Raw genomic sequence first — 13971 nt, forward strand, 5'->3', positions numbered from 1 at the left:
GCGACTTCAGCTCCACCAACCCGTTGTGGCTCGCCAGGTACGCGGCCACGGTGGGCCCGATGCCGTTCAAGTGGCCGTTCCACACGATCTGGCAGTACACCTCGTCGCCGATCGACCAGAACGTCTTCAACGGGGGCGCCGACCGGCTCGCCGCCCTGGCGTCGGGATGAGCCGTGCGCGCCCCGGTCCGCAGGTCTGAGCTCCTCCTGCTCGTCTTCCTCGGCATGGTGTTCGCGGTGTCGTCCACCGTCGTCGTGGCCTCCGTGACGCACATCGAGAAGATCGGCCTGACCGTCGTCGGTCTCGAGGACGGCGCGGTGCTGAGGGCGGCGGCCTTCCGCGACGTCCACATCAGCGCGGGTGATCCGGACACCCTGGAACGGGTGGAGGTCCTCGTGGACGACGCCGTGATCGCGACGCGCCGTGACGGGGACCGGCTGACCCTGGAGAGCTTCACGCCGACCGAGGGGGACCATGCGCTGATGGCCCGTGTCCGCAGCACCATGCCGTTGATCATGGATGTCGTCGTGGACCACGAGTTCACCGTCGACAACACCGCGCCGTCCCCGTGAGACGGTCCGATGTGGACCTCTGACGTGTCACTCGATGCGGTCGAATCCTGCGCGGCACGACGAGTCACGCGACCGCGCGGGTACCTGTCGGCTGACCGATCGGCCGATGTCCAGGAGGACGACATGAAGACCAGGACGACCGCACTGGCCGCACTGTTCGCCGCGATCCCGCTGGTGCTCGCGCCCACGGCCGCGAACGCGATCGCGTGCTACGGCGATTTCAGCGACACAGTCGGCACGCTGGCGGAGATCACGCGCGAGGAGTTCATGTCACGGGTCTGCCAGGCACAGCTCCAACCTGGGACAGACCGCCGGGACGTGCAGGAGCTCAAGGACGTCGTGCTGCCGAAAGCGGTCTCCGGACTGGGCAGCACGGAGATGATCTACCGCCACGGCAAGCCCGCGATCGACGACGTCGTCGAGAAGTGCTACTCGCCGGAGGACTACTGCAGCCCCGACGCCGTCGGGCGCGCCACCCGGTGCATGAAGGACGAGCTGCCGGGCGCCGCCATGAACGCGCTCGGCCCCGAATCACTGGCCTCCAGCTGTGAGGGGCTGAAGGCCGCGGCGGCGACCGACCCGCAGGCGTTACGGGACCGGGCCCGCGCCGCAGCCGAGTCCTACATCGCCTTCCTGCGGAGCCGGCAGAGCTGACCCGAACGACGTGTAGGCGCGCCGAAGGCATCCGGCGCGCCTACACGTCGTTGTGCTGACCGGCGACCGCCCGCGCGAGCTCGGCCGCGTGTTGCATGGCTTCGGCGCACAACGCCATGTGCCCCAACGACTCCACCTCTACCGACAGATCGTCCGCACCTGTCACTGGTGCCAGCCTCGTGTCCGCGATCGCACGCACGATCGACGCCGTCGCCGTGGCCATCCGCTGTGCGAGAGCGGCGATCGCGAGCATGACGTTCTCGGCCTGACTGGAACTGATCGGTGCGTGCTCGCCGCCAGGAGATCGGCCGAGGCCGGCGTCCCAGGTGGAGGCTGCCACACACAGCGCGTCGACGAACGGTTGCCAGGCCGCGTCCGTCTCGGTAGCGGATTCGTGCTCGTTCACGGGACACCTCCGGTCAGGTCCTCACCGGGTACCCGCGTCGATGACGGTCCGTGAGGAATTCACTAGACAGGGTGCTTCCAGGTCGGACATGTCTGGGGGAGGGGACGGCGGGTAGCCACCTACCACATGAACCACCCACGTTCAGGAAAGGGACATGAGCATGGCTATGGACGATCTCCTGAACGAGGGTTCCCGGCACTTCCGCACCCGGTGGCTCGGTTACGACCGGGCCCAGGTCGACGAGGAGTACGCCCGGCTGGAGGCGCAGCTGGAGCTGGCCTGCACCGACCGCGACGCCGCCCTCGAGACGGCCGACGACCTCGCCCGTCACCTGGAGGAAGCGCGTTCGGAGCTCGCCGAGTACCACACGCTCCACGCCGGGCACAGCAAGGACAACGCCGTCTCCGGGTGCATCCGCTACCTGCTGCACGTGGCCAGGCGCAAGGCGGACGAGATCGAGGCCGAGGCCCGCGCCCGCGCCGAGGACGCCGTGCAGCGCGCGGAGGAAGCCGCCGGACGTCAGGCCGTCCTGCTGGACGAGGCCGAGCAGGAGAGCCAGCGCAGGCTGGCCGAGGCGAACCGGCGCGCCCAGGAGATCGTCGGTGAGGCGCTGGAGCGGTCCCGGGTCATGCTCGCCGAGCTGTCCGAGCGGCAGCGGCTGCTGGACCAGTGGTACGCCGAGGTCACCACCGCGCCGAACATGCCGGTGCCGAGGAGTCCTGAGCCGGCAACGGCCGAGACGACCCTCTCCGGCCCCGAGACGGCGCTCACCGCCGACACGATGTTCTCCGCCCCCGAGAAGACGCTCGCCGCCTCCGAGGCGGCGCTCACCACCGCCGACACACCGAGCGTGACGCGATGACCGCGCTCGCGCACGAGTCGGTGCGGATCACGGCGACCTGCGTGCTGGTGGACGTCCGCGACTCGGGTGCCAAGGGCGTTCGATGGGCTGCCGCGTGTGCCGAGGCGCTCGGTGTCGGCCTGGTCGTGCACGCGGGCCCGAAGAACGACCCCGCTCACGCCACCGTCGCGGCACTGCTCGCCGAGCACCCCGAACTCACCGTCCACATCGAACACTCCGAGTGCACTCCCGGCCGCTGGGAAGGCGCCCTGGTGGTCATCTCCCGCGCTCGTGCCTTCGCCGCGCCACCTCTCGCGGGCCTCGACCTCCGTGACGTCGTGGTCGTGGGCGGTTCCGCCGCCGCGGTCGCCTGCCGCTTCGGGGTGGTCACCGCCGTCCTCGACGCGGTGGGGCGCGAAGGTGTTCTGCAGCGGGCGACGGCTTTCTGCCGTGCGCGAGGAGCCACCCGCCTGCGCGTGCTGACGCGTCCGTACCTCGACGCCGCCGACTCGCTCGACGCCGCCGCGGACCTCGTCCACGCCGCCTGTCCCGACGTCATCGTCGAGTTGGTGCGCGAGATCAGGTCGGTCCAGGAGGAGACGCGGCTGTTCCCGAGCGACCTGCTCGTGGTGTCCGGCCGGGAACGTGGTCCCGCGGAAGGCCTCCAGCCCGCCGCGAGGGCGGCGTTGCACCACGCGCCGTGCCCAGTGCTGTTCAGCTGCTCGTGATGGGGGAGTGAAGTCGTGACCGTCGGAAGAATCGTCATGTACGTCTTCGCCGCGATGCTCGCCGGAGTGACCATCGGCCTGTTCAAGAGCCTGCCGCAGGACACGCCCGCTCAGCACGTGGCGCAGCCGCAGATCCCGGTCGTGGGCACGACCATCTCGGTGAGGCCGGCACCTTCGTCGTCCGCGTCCCCGTCATCGCCGCCACCGTCTGAGCCGCCCTCGTCCGCCGCGCCGACGGCGCCGCTCGCCCTGGCCGGCCAGGGCGTGTTCCGTCCAGGACCGGAACTCCCGCCGGGAGTCCCGGTGCGCGCGCAGGGCGAGGGGTGGTGGCGCACCGTCCCAGGCACGACCGCGCAGGTCGGCACCGGCAAGGTGCGCACCTACTCCGTCGAGGTCGAACAGGGTGCCGTGGTGCCGCAGGCCCAACTGCCGTTCGCCGCGGCCGTCGACGAGGCCCTCGCCGACCCGCGGGGGTGGACCGCGTCGGGCGACGTCGCCTTCCGCCGCGTCGACGTCGCCGAGCCGGACGTGCGAATCCGGCTCACCGCAACGGAAACCGCCCGAGCCATCTGCGGGTTCGACCTCCCCTACGACACCTCCTGCTACGTCAGCGGTGTGGTGTACGTGAGTGCGCCGCGCTGGTTCCGCGGAGCCCAGTCGTTCGCGGGCGACCTGGAGGGGTACCGGAGGTACCTCGTCAACCACGAGATCGGGCACTTCCTCGGCCACGGGCACGAGTCCTGCCCCGCCGACGGCGCCCCCGCGCCCGTGATGATGCAGCAGACGTTCTCGGTGTCGAACGACAAGCTCGCCGAGATCACCGCCGCCGCGCCCCAGGGGCTGGCGGTGGCCCGGGACGGGAAGACCTGCGTGGCGAACCCGTGGCCCAACCCGGGGGTGACCAGGTGAAGATCGCGATGGTCTCGATGCGGGACAACCCGCTGACCGCCCTGCGCGACCAGGACGTGACCGGGCCGCGCCTGCACGTCGCCAAGCTCTCCGAAGCACTGCACCTGCACGGGCACGACCTGACGGTCTACACCCGCCGTACCGACGCACGCCTGCCGGAACGGGTGCGGATCGCGAGCGGGTTCGAGGTGGTGCACGTGCCCGCCGGACCCGTCCGGCAGCTCGACGACACCCCGTACGTCGGCGAGTTCGCGCTGTCGCTGCAGAAGATCTGGACCGGCGACGCCCCGGACCTGGTCCACGCCCACCACTGGACCTCCGGCTTCGCGGCGGTGCTCGGCGCACGCCACAGTGGAATCCCTGTCGTGCAGAGCTACCACGCACTCGAGGGAGGCGACTCCACCACGTACGAGCGGCTGGTCGGCCGCGAGGCGGCGTGCGTGATCGCCACGTCGGGCCACGAGGCGAACGAGCTCGCCAGGCTGGGGGTGCGCCGGTCGAAGATCTCGACCGCTCCCTGGGGCGTGGACCTGCGAGCGTTCACGCCGAACGGCCCCAGCGCACCGCGCAACGGGATGCCGCGCATCCTCACGGTCGGGGGTCTCGCGCCGCACGACGGGGTCGACGACCTGATCAACGCCCTCACCACGGTGAACTGGGCCGAGCTCGTGGTCGCCGGTGGCCCGAGCGGCTCCACGCCGGACGCGAACCTGGTGCGGCTGCGGGAGCTGGCGGGCCGGCGCGGTGTGGCGCACCGGGTCACCTTCCTCGGACGTGTGCCGCACGCGGACGTACCCGCTCTCCTGCGTTCCGCGGACGTCGTGGCGTGCCCGCAGTGGCACGAACCGTTCGGGATCGTGCCGATCGAGGCGATGGCGTGCGGTGTTCCGGTGGTGGCGTCGGCGGTGGGCGGCCTGACCGAAACCGTTGTGCACGGCGTGACCGGCGTGCACGTTCCGCCTCGGGAACCCCGCGCGCTGGCGCGGGCACTGCGATCACTGCTGTCCAACGAGGTCCAGCGCCAGGAGATGAGCTGCGCCGCGGAGGACCGCGCGCGCGTCCGCTACGACTGGCAACGCATCGCGCTCGAAGTGGGCCGCGCCTACCAGCGCGTGGGTGCTCCGGCCGGGGCGGAGGCGACCCCGGCGCTGCGGTGACGCCGTCAGGCGCCGTCGCGCAGGGAGTGGACCATGCTCCGCAGCACCCGGAACGCGGCCGCCTGCTCGGTCTCGCTCAGGCCGGCCAGCATTCTGACCTCGACGGACCGGACCGCCGCGGTCGCCTTCTCGAGACTGCGCCGCCCGCGAGGCGTCAACCGGGTGGGGAGGACCTTCCCGACGGGCGCCTCGGCGGGCCTGCTCACGTAGCCGTCCCGTTCCAGGGCCTGGAGCAGCACGTTCATCGACTGCCGCGTCACGAACGCGCCGCGCGCGAGCTCGGAGTTCGACAAGCCGGGCCGTTGAGCCAGCAACTCGAGGCAGGAGTAGTGCGTCACGCTCATCCCGAGCGGCCGCAGCACCTCCTCCATGGCGGCGCGAAGCACGCTCGACGCCTCCTTCAGCAGGTAGCCCAGCGACGTCTCCAGGTCGACACCGTCTTGACTCATGTCAGCATTCTGACATAGGTTGACCCGTGTCAGAATACTGACACGAACCGAAGGAGCGTCATGCCCGCCACCGGCCCCGACTTCATCTCGCTGCAAGCACGCGACCTCACCGTCTCCCAGGCGTTCTACGAGCGGTACCTGGGCCTCGTCCGCTCACCGGCCGGACCCCCGCACGCCGTCGTCTTCGAGACGAAGCCGATCGCGTTCGCACTCCGCGACGTCATTCCCGGCACGGACCTCGACTCGGTCGCCCAGCCCGGCATCGGCGCCGCGATCTGGCTGCACGCCACGGAAGTCCAGTCCATCCACGACACCCTCGCCGCCGACGGCCACACCATCGTCTCGGCGCCGATCGACGGCCCTTTCGGCCGCACCTTCACCTTCGTCGACCCCGACGGCTACCACGTCACCCTCCACGACCGCGCCTGACAGGCCCACTGACGCGGAGGTGCCGCTGCCGTCCTCACGCGGGTAATGGGCACGCAGCAGACCACCGGGCGTGAGCTCGTCCACGCCGTAGTTGACCACCTTGTCCCGAAGCCGGGAGACGGCGTCTCCGCCGGTCCTGGTCGACCGGGCTGGGCGCAGCGACCGGGGACATCGCGTCCTCTTCGCTAGGGTTGCCGCGATCCTGAAGATCGCGTTTCGCGGGAGGGGCTTGAGGCATGGGCGATCCGCTGACAGCGACAGTGGTTTCCGGAGTCTTCGCGCTTCTCGTCGCGTTGCTCGGGATCGCCGGGGCGATCGCGGCTCAGGTGATCGCGACTCGCCGGGCGTTCGAGTACTCGCTGGCGCTGTTCGAGCGTCAGACAGCCGAAGCGCAACAGGCGCGTGAAGAGGCGACACGAACCGAGAACCACCACAGGTTCGCCGATCAGAAACGCAGCACCTACGGCCGAGCACTCCGCCTGGCCGACGAAGTCGTCATCGCCCAGGAGAAGGAACGCGGAGCGCGCCAGTACCACAACCGCACGATGCGGACCTTGGACAAGGTCGGTGATCAGTCGGAGTCACTCGTCCAAGCCGCCAAGAACTACCGGACGGAGGCCGACGAACAAGCGGACCAGGCACGTCGTCTCGCCGTCGAACTGGCCGACGTCGTGGGCGAGATCCATCTGCTGTCGGCCCCTGCCGTCCGGGCAGCCGCTGAGGGCCTGCGAAGGTCCGCACGAGCCGCTGGGCACGTCGAAGAGTCGCAGTACGTCGAGGCACGCGAGGAGTTCGTGGACGCCGCGAGAGATGAGCTCGGCGTTGAGCCCGTGTGATGCTCCGTGACGAACCGCCCGAGGGTCCCGAACCCTGTCACTCAGCGGGCTTCCGGTAGACCAGCCGGATGTTCTGCGGGCCGGCCGAGCCGCGACGGCGTTCGAAGAGCTCGTCCAGCAGTGCGACGACAGGGCGGCGGCGACGCCGCGTGAACACGGGCCGCCAGAGGAACAGGACGAGTTCACCGCCCGGCCGAAGTACCCGGTGCGCCTCGCGAATGGCCGCCAGCGGGTCGGGCATCTCCTCGAGGCTGTAGCCGTAGAACAGGGTGTCGGCCTGGTCGTCGGCCAACGGGAGCTTGCAGCCGTCACCGGCCACAAAGGACACTCGCGCGCCCGGCACGCCGTCCAGCCGGTGCCGCAGTGATCGCATGGCCGACGGTGCCGGGTCGAGGGCGATCAGGGTGTTCTCGTTGCCCAGGTGGGTTTTGAGTGCCGTGGTGTAGAAGCCGCCTCCGCTGCCGACCTCCAGGCAGACCGTGCCGGGGCGCCGGTCGATCACGCGCAGGTCGTGGCGGGGCAGGTCCCAGCCGAGGATCATCCGCAGGACGGGGCTGCTGATCAGCCGGTACAGGCGGTCGGGTGTGCGCCAGCCGCCCCTGACACCCGGCTGGGCCGGATGTGTCGTGCTGGTCTTGAGGTCAAGCTCGGTCATCGTTGTGTGGTTCCTTCGTCTTGGGCAGGGCACGTGCCGCGGCGATCGTGGCGAGGACGAACAGGACGACGCCGACCACCATCGCGGCCCTCAGGCCGGTCACGAACGCGGCGCGGGCCAGCTCGAGCAGATGGGAGCCCGCTTCGGGCGGCAGCCCGGCGGCAGCGGCTGTCGCCTCGGTGAGGCCGTCGCGGGCCTGTGCCGCCGCGCCGGGAAGACTGACTGAGTAGATCAGGGTGGCGACGCTGCCCAGAACCGTGACGCCGAGCCCGGCGCCGAGCTCGTAGGCGGTCTCCTCCACGGCGGCCGCCGCGCCCGCCTGCTCGGCCGGTGCGGCGGCGAGCAGGGCGTCGGAGGCTGCGGTGAGCGAGATCGAGACACCGAACCCGGTCGCCGCCAGCACCGGCCCGAGCAGCCACAGGTTCTCGGTCACCGTCAGACCCGCGGCGGCGGCGGCCAGGGCCACCGCGCTGACCGCGAACCCGGCGACCGTCATCCGGCGGTTCCCGAACCGCTGCAACAACGGACCGGCGACGATGCTGCCGATGACCGCCGAGCCCATGACGAACATCAGCCGGAACGCGGCGGGCACGGGTTGCAGCGCGAGCACGAGCTGGAGGTACTGGGCCAGCAGCAGGCCCAGGCCGACCAGCGAGGTCATGACCAGCAGGACGCTGCCGACCGCGACGCTGAACGCGCGGTCGCGGAACAGCGTCACGTCGAGCAGCGGAACAGGCAGCTTTCGTTGCCGCCGGACGAACGCCACGAGCAACAGGAACCCGAGCAACCCGGCGACCGGGCCGAGCACGTACATCGTCCCGCCGTGCGGGGTCTGCTTGATCGCGAAGGCGACCCCGATGACGCCCAGCCCGGCCAGCACCGCGCTGAGCGCGTCCCACGGCCCGTCCGGCGGGTCCGCGGACTCCGGGATCAGCCAGTAGGTCAGCGGAATCGCCACGACCATCACCGGCACGTTGATCAGGAACGCGGCGTGCCAGGAGAACGTCTCCACCAGGAAGCCGCCGAGCAGCGGCCCGAGCACCGCCCCCGAACCGGCCACCCCGCTCCAGATGCCGATGGCGGTCTGACGTTCGGCACGGTCCGGGAAAGCCTGGCGCAACAGCGACAGCGTGGCCGGCATGATCATCGCGCCGCCGACGCCGAGCGCGGCCCGTGCGCCGATCAGCACCGCGACGTTGGGCGCCCACGCGCAGGCGAGTGAGGCCAGCCCGAACACGACGTAGCCGAGCACCAGGATCCGGCGCCGCCCGTACCGATCGCCCAACGTGCCGAAGGCGAGCAGCAGGGGCGCCGCGACCAGCGAGTAGACCGCGATGATCCACAACTGGCTGGTGGCGGTGGGCCGCAGGTCCTCCGCCAGCGCGGGCAAAGCCATGTGCAGCACCGTGGCGTCCACCGACACCAGCAGCAGACTGGCGCACAAGATCGCCAGCACGAGCCAGCGCCTGCTCACCAGCACCCTGGGAGGAACGGTCACAACCAGGTCGCCTTGCGCTGATGACGGTGCACGGGTCCAGTCTGGCCGATTTCGCTCGGTGACACCTCATACTTCCGGTGCTCGTGAATCATTCCGTGGTATTAGAAGCGCAGGTCCTACCCGCCCTGAGACGCGGGTCACTCGACCGGGACGGCCTTGGGTGAACGGAGACCGTGCACCGTTTCGACGAGTCCGATGAGGACTCCGGCCGGCGTGCGACGACTTGCCCGGCGCCGGCTCCGGCCCGATCAGTCGGACTCGAGCCTCACACCGCGCCGCCAGACCCCCTGGATGCCGAGCGTGTCGGAGATGGTCGACGTCGGGTCTCCCTCGACCAGGAGCAGGTCCGCGCGCAGGCCTTCGGCGATGCGCCCGCGGTCGGTGAGGCCGAAGCGACGTGCCGGGGTGCTGGTCGCCGCGCGCAGTGCCTCGACGGGCGTGAGGCCTGCCTGGACGAGGTACTGGAGTTCGTGGTGGACGCTCGCGCCGTGGGCGAGACCGCCGAGGAACGGCACCGGTACCGACGCGTCGGTGCCCACGATCAGGTCGACTCCGGCCTGGTGCAGTGCCGCGACCGATGCCATGACATCGCTGAGAGCGCCCTGGTGGTAGAGGTCGAAGCTGGAGCGCAACGTCTTCATCCACGCGTCGTCCAGCCGCGAGCTCACTCGGGGGTCCGCCGCGAGTTCGGCACCGGTGATGCCCATCAGTGAGGCGTTCAGCACCACGCACGGGACGACGAAGGCGCCGGAGCGGGCGATCAAGCCGATGATCTGGTCGTCGTGGGGCCGGTCGAGGAACAGGTGGGCGAAGCCGTCGACACCGGCTTCGAGGGACATCCAGGTGGCGTCGACGGTCAGGGCGTGCGCGATCGTGAGCATGCCGTGGCGCTTGGCTTCCGCGACTCCCGCGTCCAGCGTCGCCTGGTCGAGCGCGGGGATTCCCGGATGTCCTTCGACGCTGCCGTCGTCGACCATGAACTTGATGTAGTCCGAGCCGGTCTCGACGAGCCGGGGGATGAAGGCGACCGCCTGCTCCGGAGTGGTGGAGAACGGCATGACAGGCGGGCCGAAGTCACCGTTGGGGTACTGGATCGTGCGGTCGCCGACCGGTTCGAAGCCTTCCGGGAACAGTTCACTGGGATGTCCTCCCGGCGGGGTGATGGCGAAGCCCGCCGAGCGCACGTCGGCGACCGAGTCGTTGTCCGTGATGTGACCGCGGTTGCCACGCGTGTGGCTGCCCTGCATCTCCAGCTCCGTCGTCACCCCGAAACGCAGGGCGAGAGCGAGGGACTCCTCGCTGGTGTGGACGTGTGCGTCGATCAGGCCTGGCAGCAGGGTGCCGCCGCGTGCGTCGACGATCTCGGCATCGGCGGGGGCCTCGCCGCCGACAGCGGTGATCAGTCCGTCCTCGACGAGAACCGTTCGTGCGTCGAGGAGTTCACGGCCGTCGAAGATCCGTGCGTTGGTGATGGCGATGGTCATGGTGGTGCACCTTTTCGGGGAAGTGGGGTGTGGACGGGTCGGCGGCAGGACTACTTCCTCGCCTGGCGAACGCCTCGGCGCCAGACCTCCTTGATCGACAGCGAGTCACTGATCTTCGTCGTCGGATCGCCCGCGACCAGCAGCAGGTCCGCGCGTGCTCCCGCGGCGATGCGGCCGCGGTCGAGCAGTCCGAACCGCCGCGCGGGCGTGGACGTCGCCGCTGTCAACGCCGCGATGGGGGTGAGGCCGGCCTGGACGAGCAGTTGCATCTCGTGGTGGACGCTGGCGCCGTGGGCCATGCCACCGAGTTCGGGCCACGCGACGGACACGTCGGTGCCGACGAGGATGTCCACCCCGGCCGTGTGCAGTGCCGCGACGGTCGCGAGGACCGCGTCGAAGTCACCCTGCGGGTACTTGTCGAGGCTGCCGTTGAGCGTCGCGAGCCACTCGGGGCTCAGCTTCGGGCCCACGCGCGGGTCGGCCGCGAGTCCGGCGCCGGTCCGGCCCATGATGGAGGCGTTGAGGCACAGGCACGGAGTCACGAACGCACCGGACCGCACCACGTTCTCGATGATCTGCGGTGTGTGCGGCCGGTCGACGAACAGGTGCGCCAGGCCGTCCATACCGGCGGCGACGGCCTGCTCGGTCGCCGCCGCGGTCAGCGTGTGCGCGACGGTGAGCTTGCCCAGTCGTCGTGCCTCCAGCACCGCTGCCCTGACCGTGGCCTCGCTCATCATCGGCAGGCCGGGCGCGCCGAGGACGTGCCCGTCCTCGATCATGATCTTGATGAAGTCGGAGCCTCCCTCCGCTCGCGTGCGCACCGCGGCGATGGCCTCTTCCGGTGTGGTGACCTCCGACGCCGCCGGGTTCGCCGAGGACTCACCCTCCGGAGGCCCCTGCCCGTCGCCCGTGTCCGGCCCAGCGTCGTCGGGGACCAGTTCGCTGGGGTGTCCACCCGGTGCGGTCAGGCCGAACCCGGCTGAACGGACGTCGGCCAGGTCGTCCCGGTCCGCGATCGACCTGCGGCCGGCCGCGTCGAACCCGCCCTGCATCTCCAGTTCCGTGGTGACACCGAACAGCAAGGCGTCGCGCAGACCTTCCTCCGAGGTGTGCACGTGGGAGTCGATCAGTCCCGGCAGGAGCGTGGCACCCGCGGCGTCGACGATCTGGGCGTGCGACGGGGGAGTGCCGGTGACGGCGACGATCGAGCCGCCCTCGATCAGAACGGTGCGCTGGTCGAGCACCCGTTCACCGTCGAAGATCCGCGCGTTCGTGATGGCCGTCAGGCCCGGCGACCGCTGCGGCGTGTCACCGGCGCAGGCCCCCAGCAGCGTTGACGAGCCCACGGCGGCTGCCGTCAGCCCTGCTGTCCTCAGCAGCCCGCGACGGTTGATTGCACACATCGGGAACGACCCCCTTCTTTGACTATTGGCATGCATATGCATACCGTCTATGTATGCAAACTACATGCTTTTTGAAGGGCGCCGCGCCGGAGCTGAGAGTTCCCTCAGCTGGCAGCACGGTTGCCGCCGCGCGGCTGGCTCTAGACTTCGGCCTGTGGTGAAGAGGGACGAGTCCGGCGCTGGTCGCGAGGCGGATCTGCTGGACGCGGTGGGTCCGGCGTTCGCCCGGTTGCGCAGGCGCACGACGCAGGTGCCCGTGGATCCGCCGGTCGAGCGCAAGGACATGAACCGCAACCTGGTGCTCAACGTCGTCGACGAGGCGCAGGGTGAGATCAGCGTCGGCGGCGTGGCCGACGCGCTCGGGATCGACCCGTCGGTGGCCAGCAGGATGGCCGGCGACTGCATCGCGCACGGCTATCTGCTGCGCGTCCCGTCGCAGGCCGACGGCCGCCGGGCGGTGCTGCAGCTCACCGAGGCCGGAATCGCACTGCGCGACCGCTTCCGGTCACAACAACGCCAAGCCTTCGAGTACATCACCCGCGACTGGCCCGACACCGAACGCCGCGAACTCGCACGCTTGATCATCAAATACGCCGACGCAGCGGCCGAGGCAACCAGCCATTGACGCTGTTCGCCCGAGTTCCCGGCCTTCAGCTCGCCGCTCCGCTGCGGGAACGACGCTTCGCGCTGTACCTCGCCGGCCAGCTGCTGTCCCAGATCGGCGACGGCATATACCTCGTCACACTGCCGTTCATCGTGCTCGACCAGGGCGGCGGCCCGACGAACCTCGGCGTGGTGCTGGCCTGCTACGGAACGGCCAGACTGGCCTTCCTCCCGGTGGGCGGAGCGCTCGCCGACCGCCTGGGCGCCCGCCCGGTGATGCTGGCCGCGGACGCGCTCCGCGGCCTCGCAGTGCTCGGTTTCGCAGTGCTCACCGCCAACGAGCACATCCCCCTGTGGGCCATGATCACGGTCGCGGTTCCGTTCGGCGCCCTGGGCGGAATCTTCATGCCGGCCTCGTTCGCCGTGCTACCGCACATCGTGCGCCCCGAGTCGCTCGCCGCGGGCAACTCCCTGATCCAGATCATGCAGAGCACGTCGAGGATCGCCGGGCCGGCGCTGGGCGGAATGCTCGTCGCGTCACTCAAGAGCGGCGTGGGCCTGCTGATCGACGCGATCACCTTCCTGGTGTCCAGCCTGACCCTGATGGCGATCCGACCACCCGAACCCGCAGCCGGAGCAGCCGACGACACGGTTGTCCAGGACGCCGACGACACCGACCGGTTGCGAACTTGGCGATCGGTGCTGCGCTACGCCGCCGCCGCGCCCCTGGTGAGGATGACCCTGCTGACCACGCTCGTGTTCAACCTCGCCGCTGTAGGCCTGATCGAGATCGCACTGCCGGTCTTCGCCCAGGACTCGCTGGGCCGGGGAGCCTTCGGGTTCGGCGTCATGATGGCCGGCCTCGGCGCCGGCTCGGTCGTGGGAGCACTGCTGGGCCCGGCACTCCTTCGCCTGCGCCGCCGAGGGCTCGTAGCGCTCTGCCTCGGCATCGCAGAGGGACTCGCACTGGCAGGTGTCCCAGTGGGTTCCTCGCTGGTGATGGCAACCGCGGCGATGTTCACCGCCGCGTCCCTGCAAGCCACGGTGAACGTCTTCTACATGACGATGCTCCAGCGGACAGTGCCCGCCCGAGCGCTGGGCAGGGTCATGAGCCTGCTGGCCACCTGCGCCGGTCTCGCCTACCCGGCCTCCGCGTTGCTCGCGGGGACCGCACTGGCCAAGGGCGCCCCGGAGGTCGTGATCGTCGTCGCCGGACTGGGCGTGTCCGCGGCCTTCTCGGTCGGTTTCTTCAGCAGGCCGTACCGGAACCTCTGAATCGCACCCGCCGCGGTCCGTCCGGCTCGTGGGTCAGTTGACGGCACGCGTGTTCGCGTCCAGGTGTACCAA

General features: G+C 70.2%; 16 protein-coding genes and 1 pseudogene. 11 read left to right on the plus strand and 6 right to left on the minus strand.

Annotation, left to right across the window (positions count from 1 at the left end; all coding sequences use genetic code 11):
• The 3 genes and pseudogenes from DFR72_RS47070 to DFR72_RS24350 form a co-directional block, all read left to right on the plus strand.
• Positions 1 to 170, plus strand: a pseudogene (locus tag DFR72_RS47070) (lysozyme); the annotation flags it as partial.
• 3 nt (positions 171 to 173) lie between these two features.
• Complete coding sequence (locus DFR72_RS24345) at positions 174 to 572, plus strand: hypothetical protein (protein ID WP_090066799.1); 399 nt, start codon at positions 174 to 176, stop codon at positions 570 to 572.
• 123 nt (positions 573 to 695) lie between these two features.
• On the plus strand, positions 696 to 1226 hold the full coding sequence (locus tag DFR72_RS24350; protein ID WP_090066800.1) for a hypothetical protein: 531 nt from the start codon (positions 696 to 698) through the stop codon (positions 1224 to 1226).
• A 40-nt stretch (positions 1227 to 1266) separates the two neighbouring features.
• Here the strand turns inward: DFR72_RS24350 and DFR72_RS24355 are convergent, their stop codons facing one another.
• Positions 1267 to 1632 carry a hypothetical protein gene (locus tag DFR72_RS24355; RefSeq protein WP_090066801.1) on the minus strand — a complete coding sequence of 122 codons (366 nt, stop codon included), beginning with the start codon at positions 1630 to 1632 and terminating at the stop codon, positions 1267 to 1269.
• Between the two features lie 166 nt (positions 1633 to 1798).
• On the opposite strand from DFR72_RS24355, the gene DFR72_RS24360 reads away from it, so the two are divergent.
• The 4 genes from DFR72_RS24360 to DFR72_RS24375 are packed head-to-tail and all read left to right on the plus strand — an operon-like array spanning position 1799 to position 5267.
• Complete coding sequence (locus DFR72_RS24360) at positions 1799 to 2494, plus strand: F0F1 ATP synthase subunit B family protein (RefSeq protein WP_090066802.1); 696 nt, start codon at positions 1799 to 1801, stop codon at positions 2492 to 2494.
• The gene (locus DFR72_RS24365) at positions 2491 to 3201 is read left to right on the plus strand and encodes a hypothetical protein (protein WP_090066803.1); all 711 of its coding nucleotides are present in this window, start codon (positions 2491 to 2493) and stop codon (positions 3199 to 3201) included. Before DFR72_RS24360 ends, DFR72_RS24365 begins: the two co-directional genes overlap by 4 nt.
• Positions 3202 to 3216: 15 nt before the next feature.
• Positions 3217 to 4110, plus strand: coding sequence for a DUF3152 domain-containing protein (locus DFR72_RS24370; RefSeq protein ID WP_245983441.1), 894 nt, complete (start codon positions 3217 to 3219; stop codon positions 4108 to 4110).
• The gene (locus DFR72_RS24375) at positions 4107 to 5267 is read left to right on the plus strand and encodes a glycosyltransferase (RefSeq protein ID WP_090067075.1); all 1161 of its coding nucleotides are present in this window, start codon (positions 4107 to 4109) and stop codon (positions 5265 to 5267) included. The genes DFR72_RS24370 and DFR72_RS24375 overlap by 4 nt, the downstream gene beginning before the upstream one ends.
• A 5-nt stretch (positions 5268 to 5272) precedes the next feature.
• Here DFR72_RS24375 and DFR72_RS24380 read toward each other — a convergent pair whose 3' ends face one another.
• Positions 5273 to 5716 (minus strand): MarR family winged helix-turn-helix transcriptional regulator, encoded by a 444-nt coding sequence (locus DFR72_RS24380; RefSeq protein WP_090066804.1) that lies wholly within the window; start codon positions 5714 to 5716, stop codon positions 5273 to 5275.
• 60 nt (positions 5717 to 5776) lie between these two features.
• Between DFR72_RS24380 and DFR72_RS24385 the strand changes: the two genes are divergently transcribed.
• Both DFR72_RS24385 and DFR72_RS24390 read left to right on the plus strand, forming a co-directional pair.
• The gene (locus DFR72_RS24385) at positions 5777 to 6145 is read left to right on the plus strand and encodes a VOC family protein (RefSeq protein ID WP_090066805.1); all 369 of its coding nucleotides are present in this window, start codon (positions 5777 to 5779) and stop codon (positions 6143 to 6145) included.
• Between the two features lie 236 nt (positions 6146 to 6381).
• Positions 6382 to 6981: a hypothetical protein gene (locus DFR72_RS24390; RefSeq protein WP_090066806.1), complete on the plus strand. Its 600-nt coding sequence runs from the start codon at positions 6382 to 6384 to the stop codon at positions 6979 to 6981.
• A 37-nt stretch (positions 6982 to 7018) separates the two neighbouring features.
• Here the strand turns inward: DFR72_RS24390 and DFR72_RS24395 are convergent, their stop codons facing one another.
• From DFR72_RS24395 to DFR72_RS24410, 4 genes are all read right to left on the minus strand, one after another.
• Positions 7019 to 7636, minus strand: a complete 618-nt coding sequence (locus DFR72_RS24395) for a class I SAM-dependent methyltransferase (RefSeq protein WP_090066807.1) — start codon at positions 7634 to 7636, stop codon at positions 7019 to 7021.
• Positions 7623 to 9110: an MFS transporter gene (locus tag DFR72_RS24400; RefSeq protein WP_245983443.1), complete on the minus strand. Its 1488-nt coding sequence runs from the start codon at positions 9108 to 9110 to the stop codon at positions 7623 to 7625. The genes DFR72_RS24395 and DFR72_RS24400 overlap by 14 nt, the downstream gene beginning before the upstream one ends.
• Before the next feature lie 272 nt (positions 9111 to 9382).
• Positions 9383 to 10618 (minus strand): amidohydrolase family protein, encoded by a 1236-nt coding sequence (locus DFR72_RS24405; RefSeq protein WP_090066809.1) that lies wholly within the window; start codon positions 10616 to 10618, stop codon positions 9383 to 9385.
• A gap of 50 nt (positions 10619 to 10668) precedes the next feature.
• Positions 10669 to 12021: an amidohydrolase family protein gene (locus DFR72_RS24410; RefSeq protein WP_090066810.1), complete on the minus strand. Its 1353-nt coding sequence runs from the start codon at positions 12019 to 12021 to the stop codon at positions 10669 to 10671.
• 154 nt (positions 12022 to 12175) lie between these two features.
• Here DFR72_RS24410 and DFR72_RS24415 point away from each other — a divergent pair, with 154 nt between their 5' ends.
• Positions 12176 to 12646 carry a MarR family winged helix-turn-helix transcriptional regulator gene (locus tag DFR72_RS24415; protein ID WP_245983445.1) on the plus strand — a complete coding sequence of 157 codons (471 nt, stop codon included), beginning with the start codon at positions 12176 to 12178 and terminating at the stop codon, positions 12644 to 12646.
• Positions 12643 to 13899 (plus strand): MFS transporter, encoded by a 1257-nt coding sequence (locus tag DFR72_RS24420; RefSeq protein ID WP_170176378.1) that lies wholly within the window; start codon positions 12643 to 12645, stop codon positions 13897 to 13899. The genes DFR72_RS24415 and DFR72_RS24420 overlap by 4 nt, the downstream gene beginning before the upstream one ends.
• The last annotated feature ends 72 nt before the right edge of the window (positions 13900 to 13971 follow it).

This window comes from Lentzea flaviverrucosa, assembly GCF_003350445.1.
Classification (GTDB): Bacteria; Actinomycetota; Actinomycetes; order Mycobacteriales; family Pseudonocardiaceae; genus Lentzea; species Lentzea californiensis.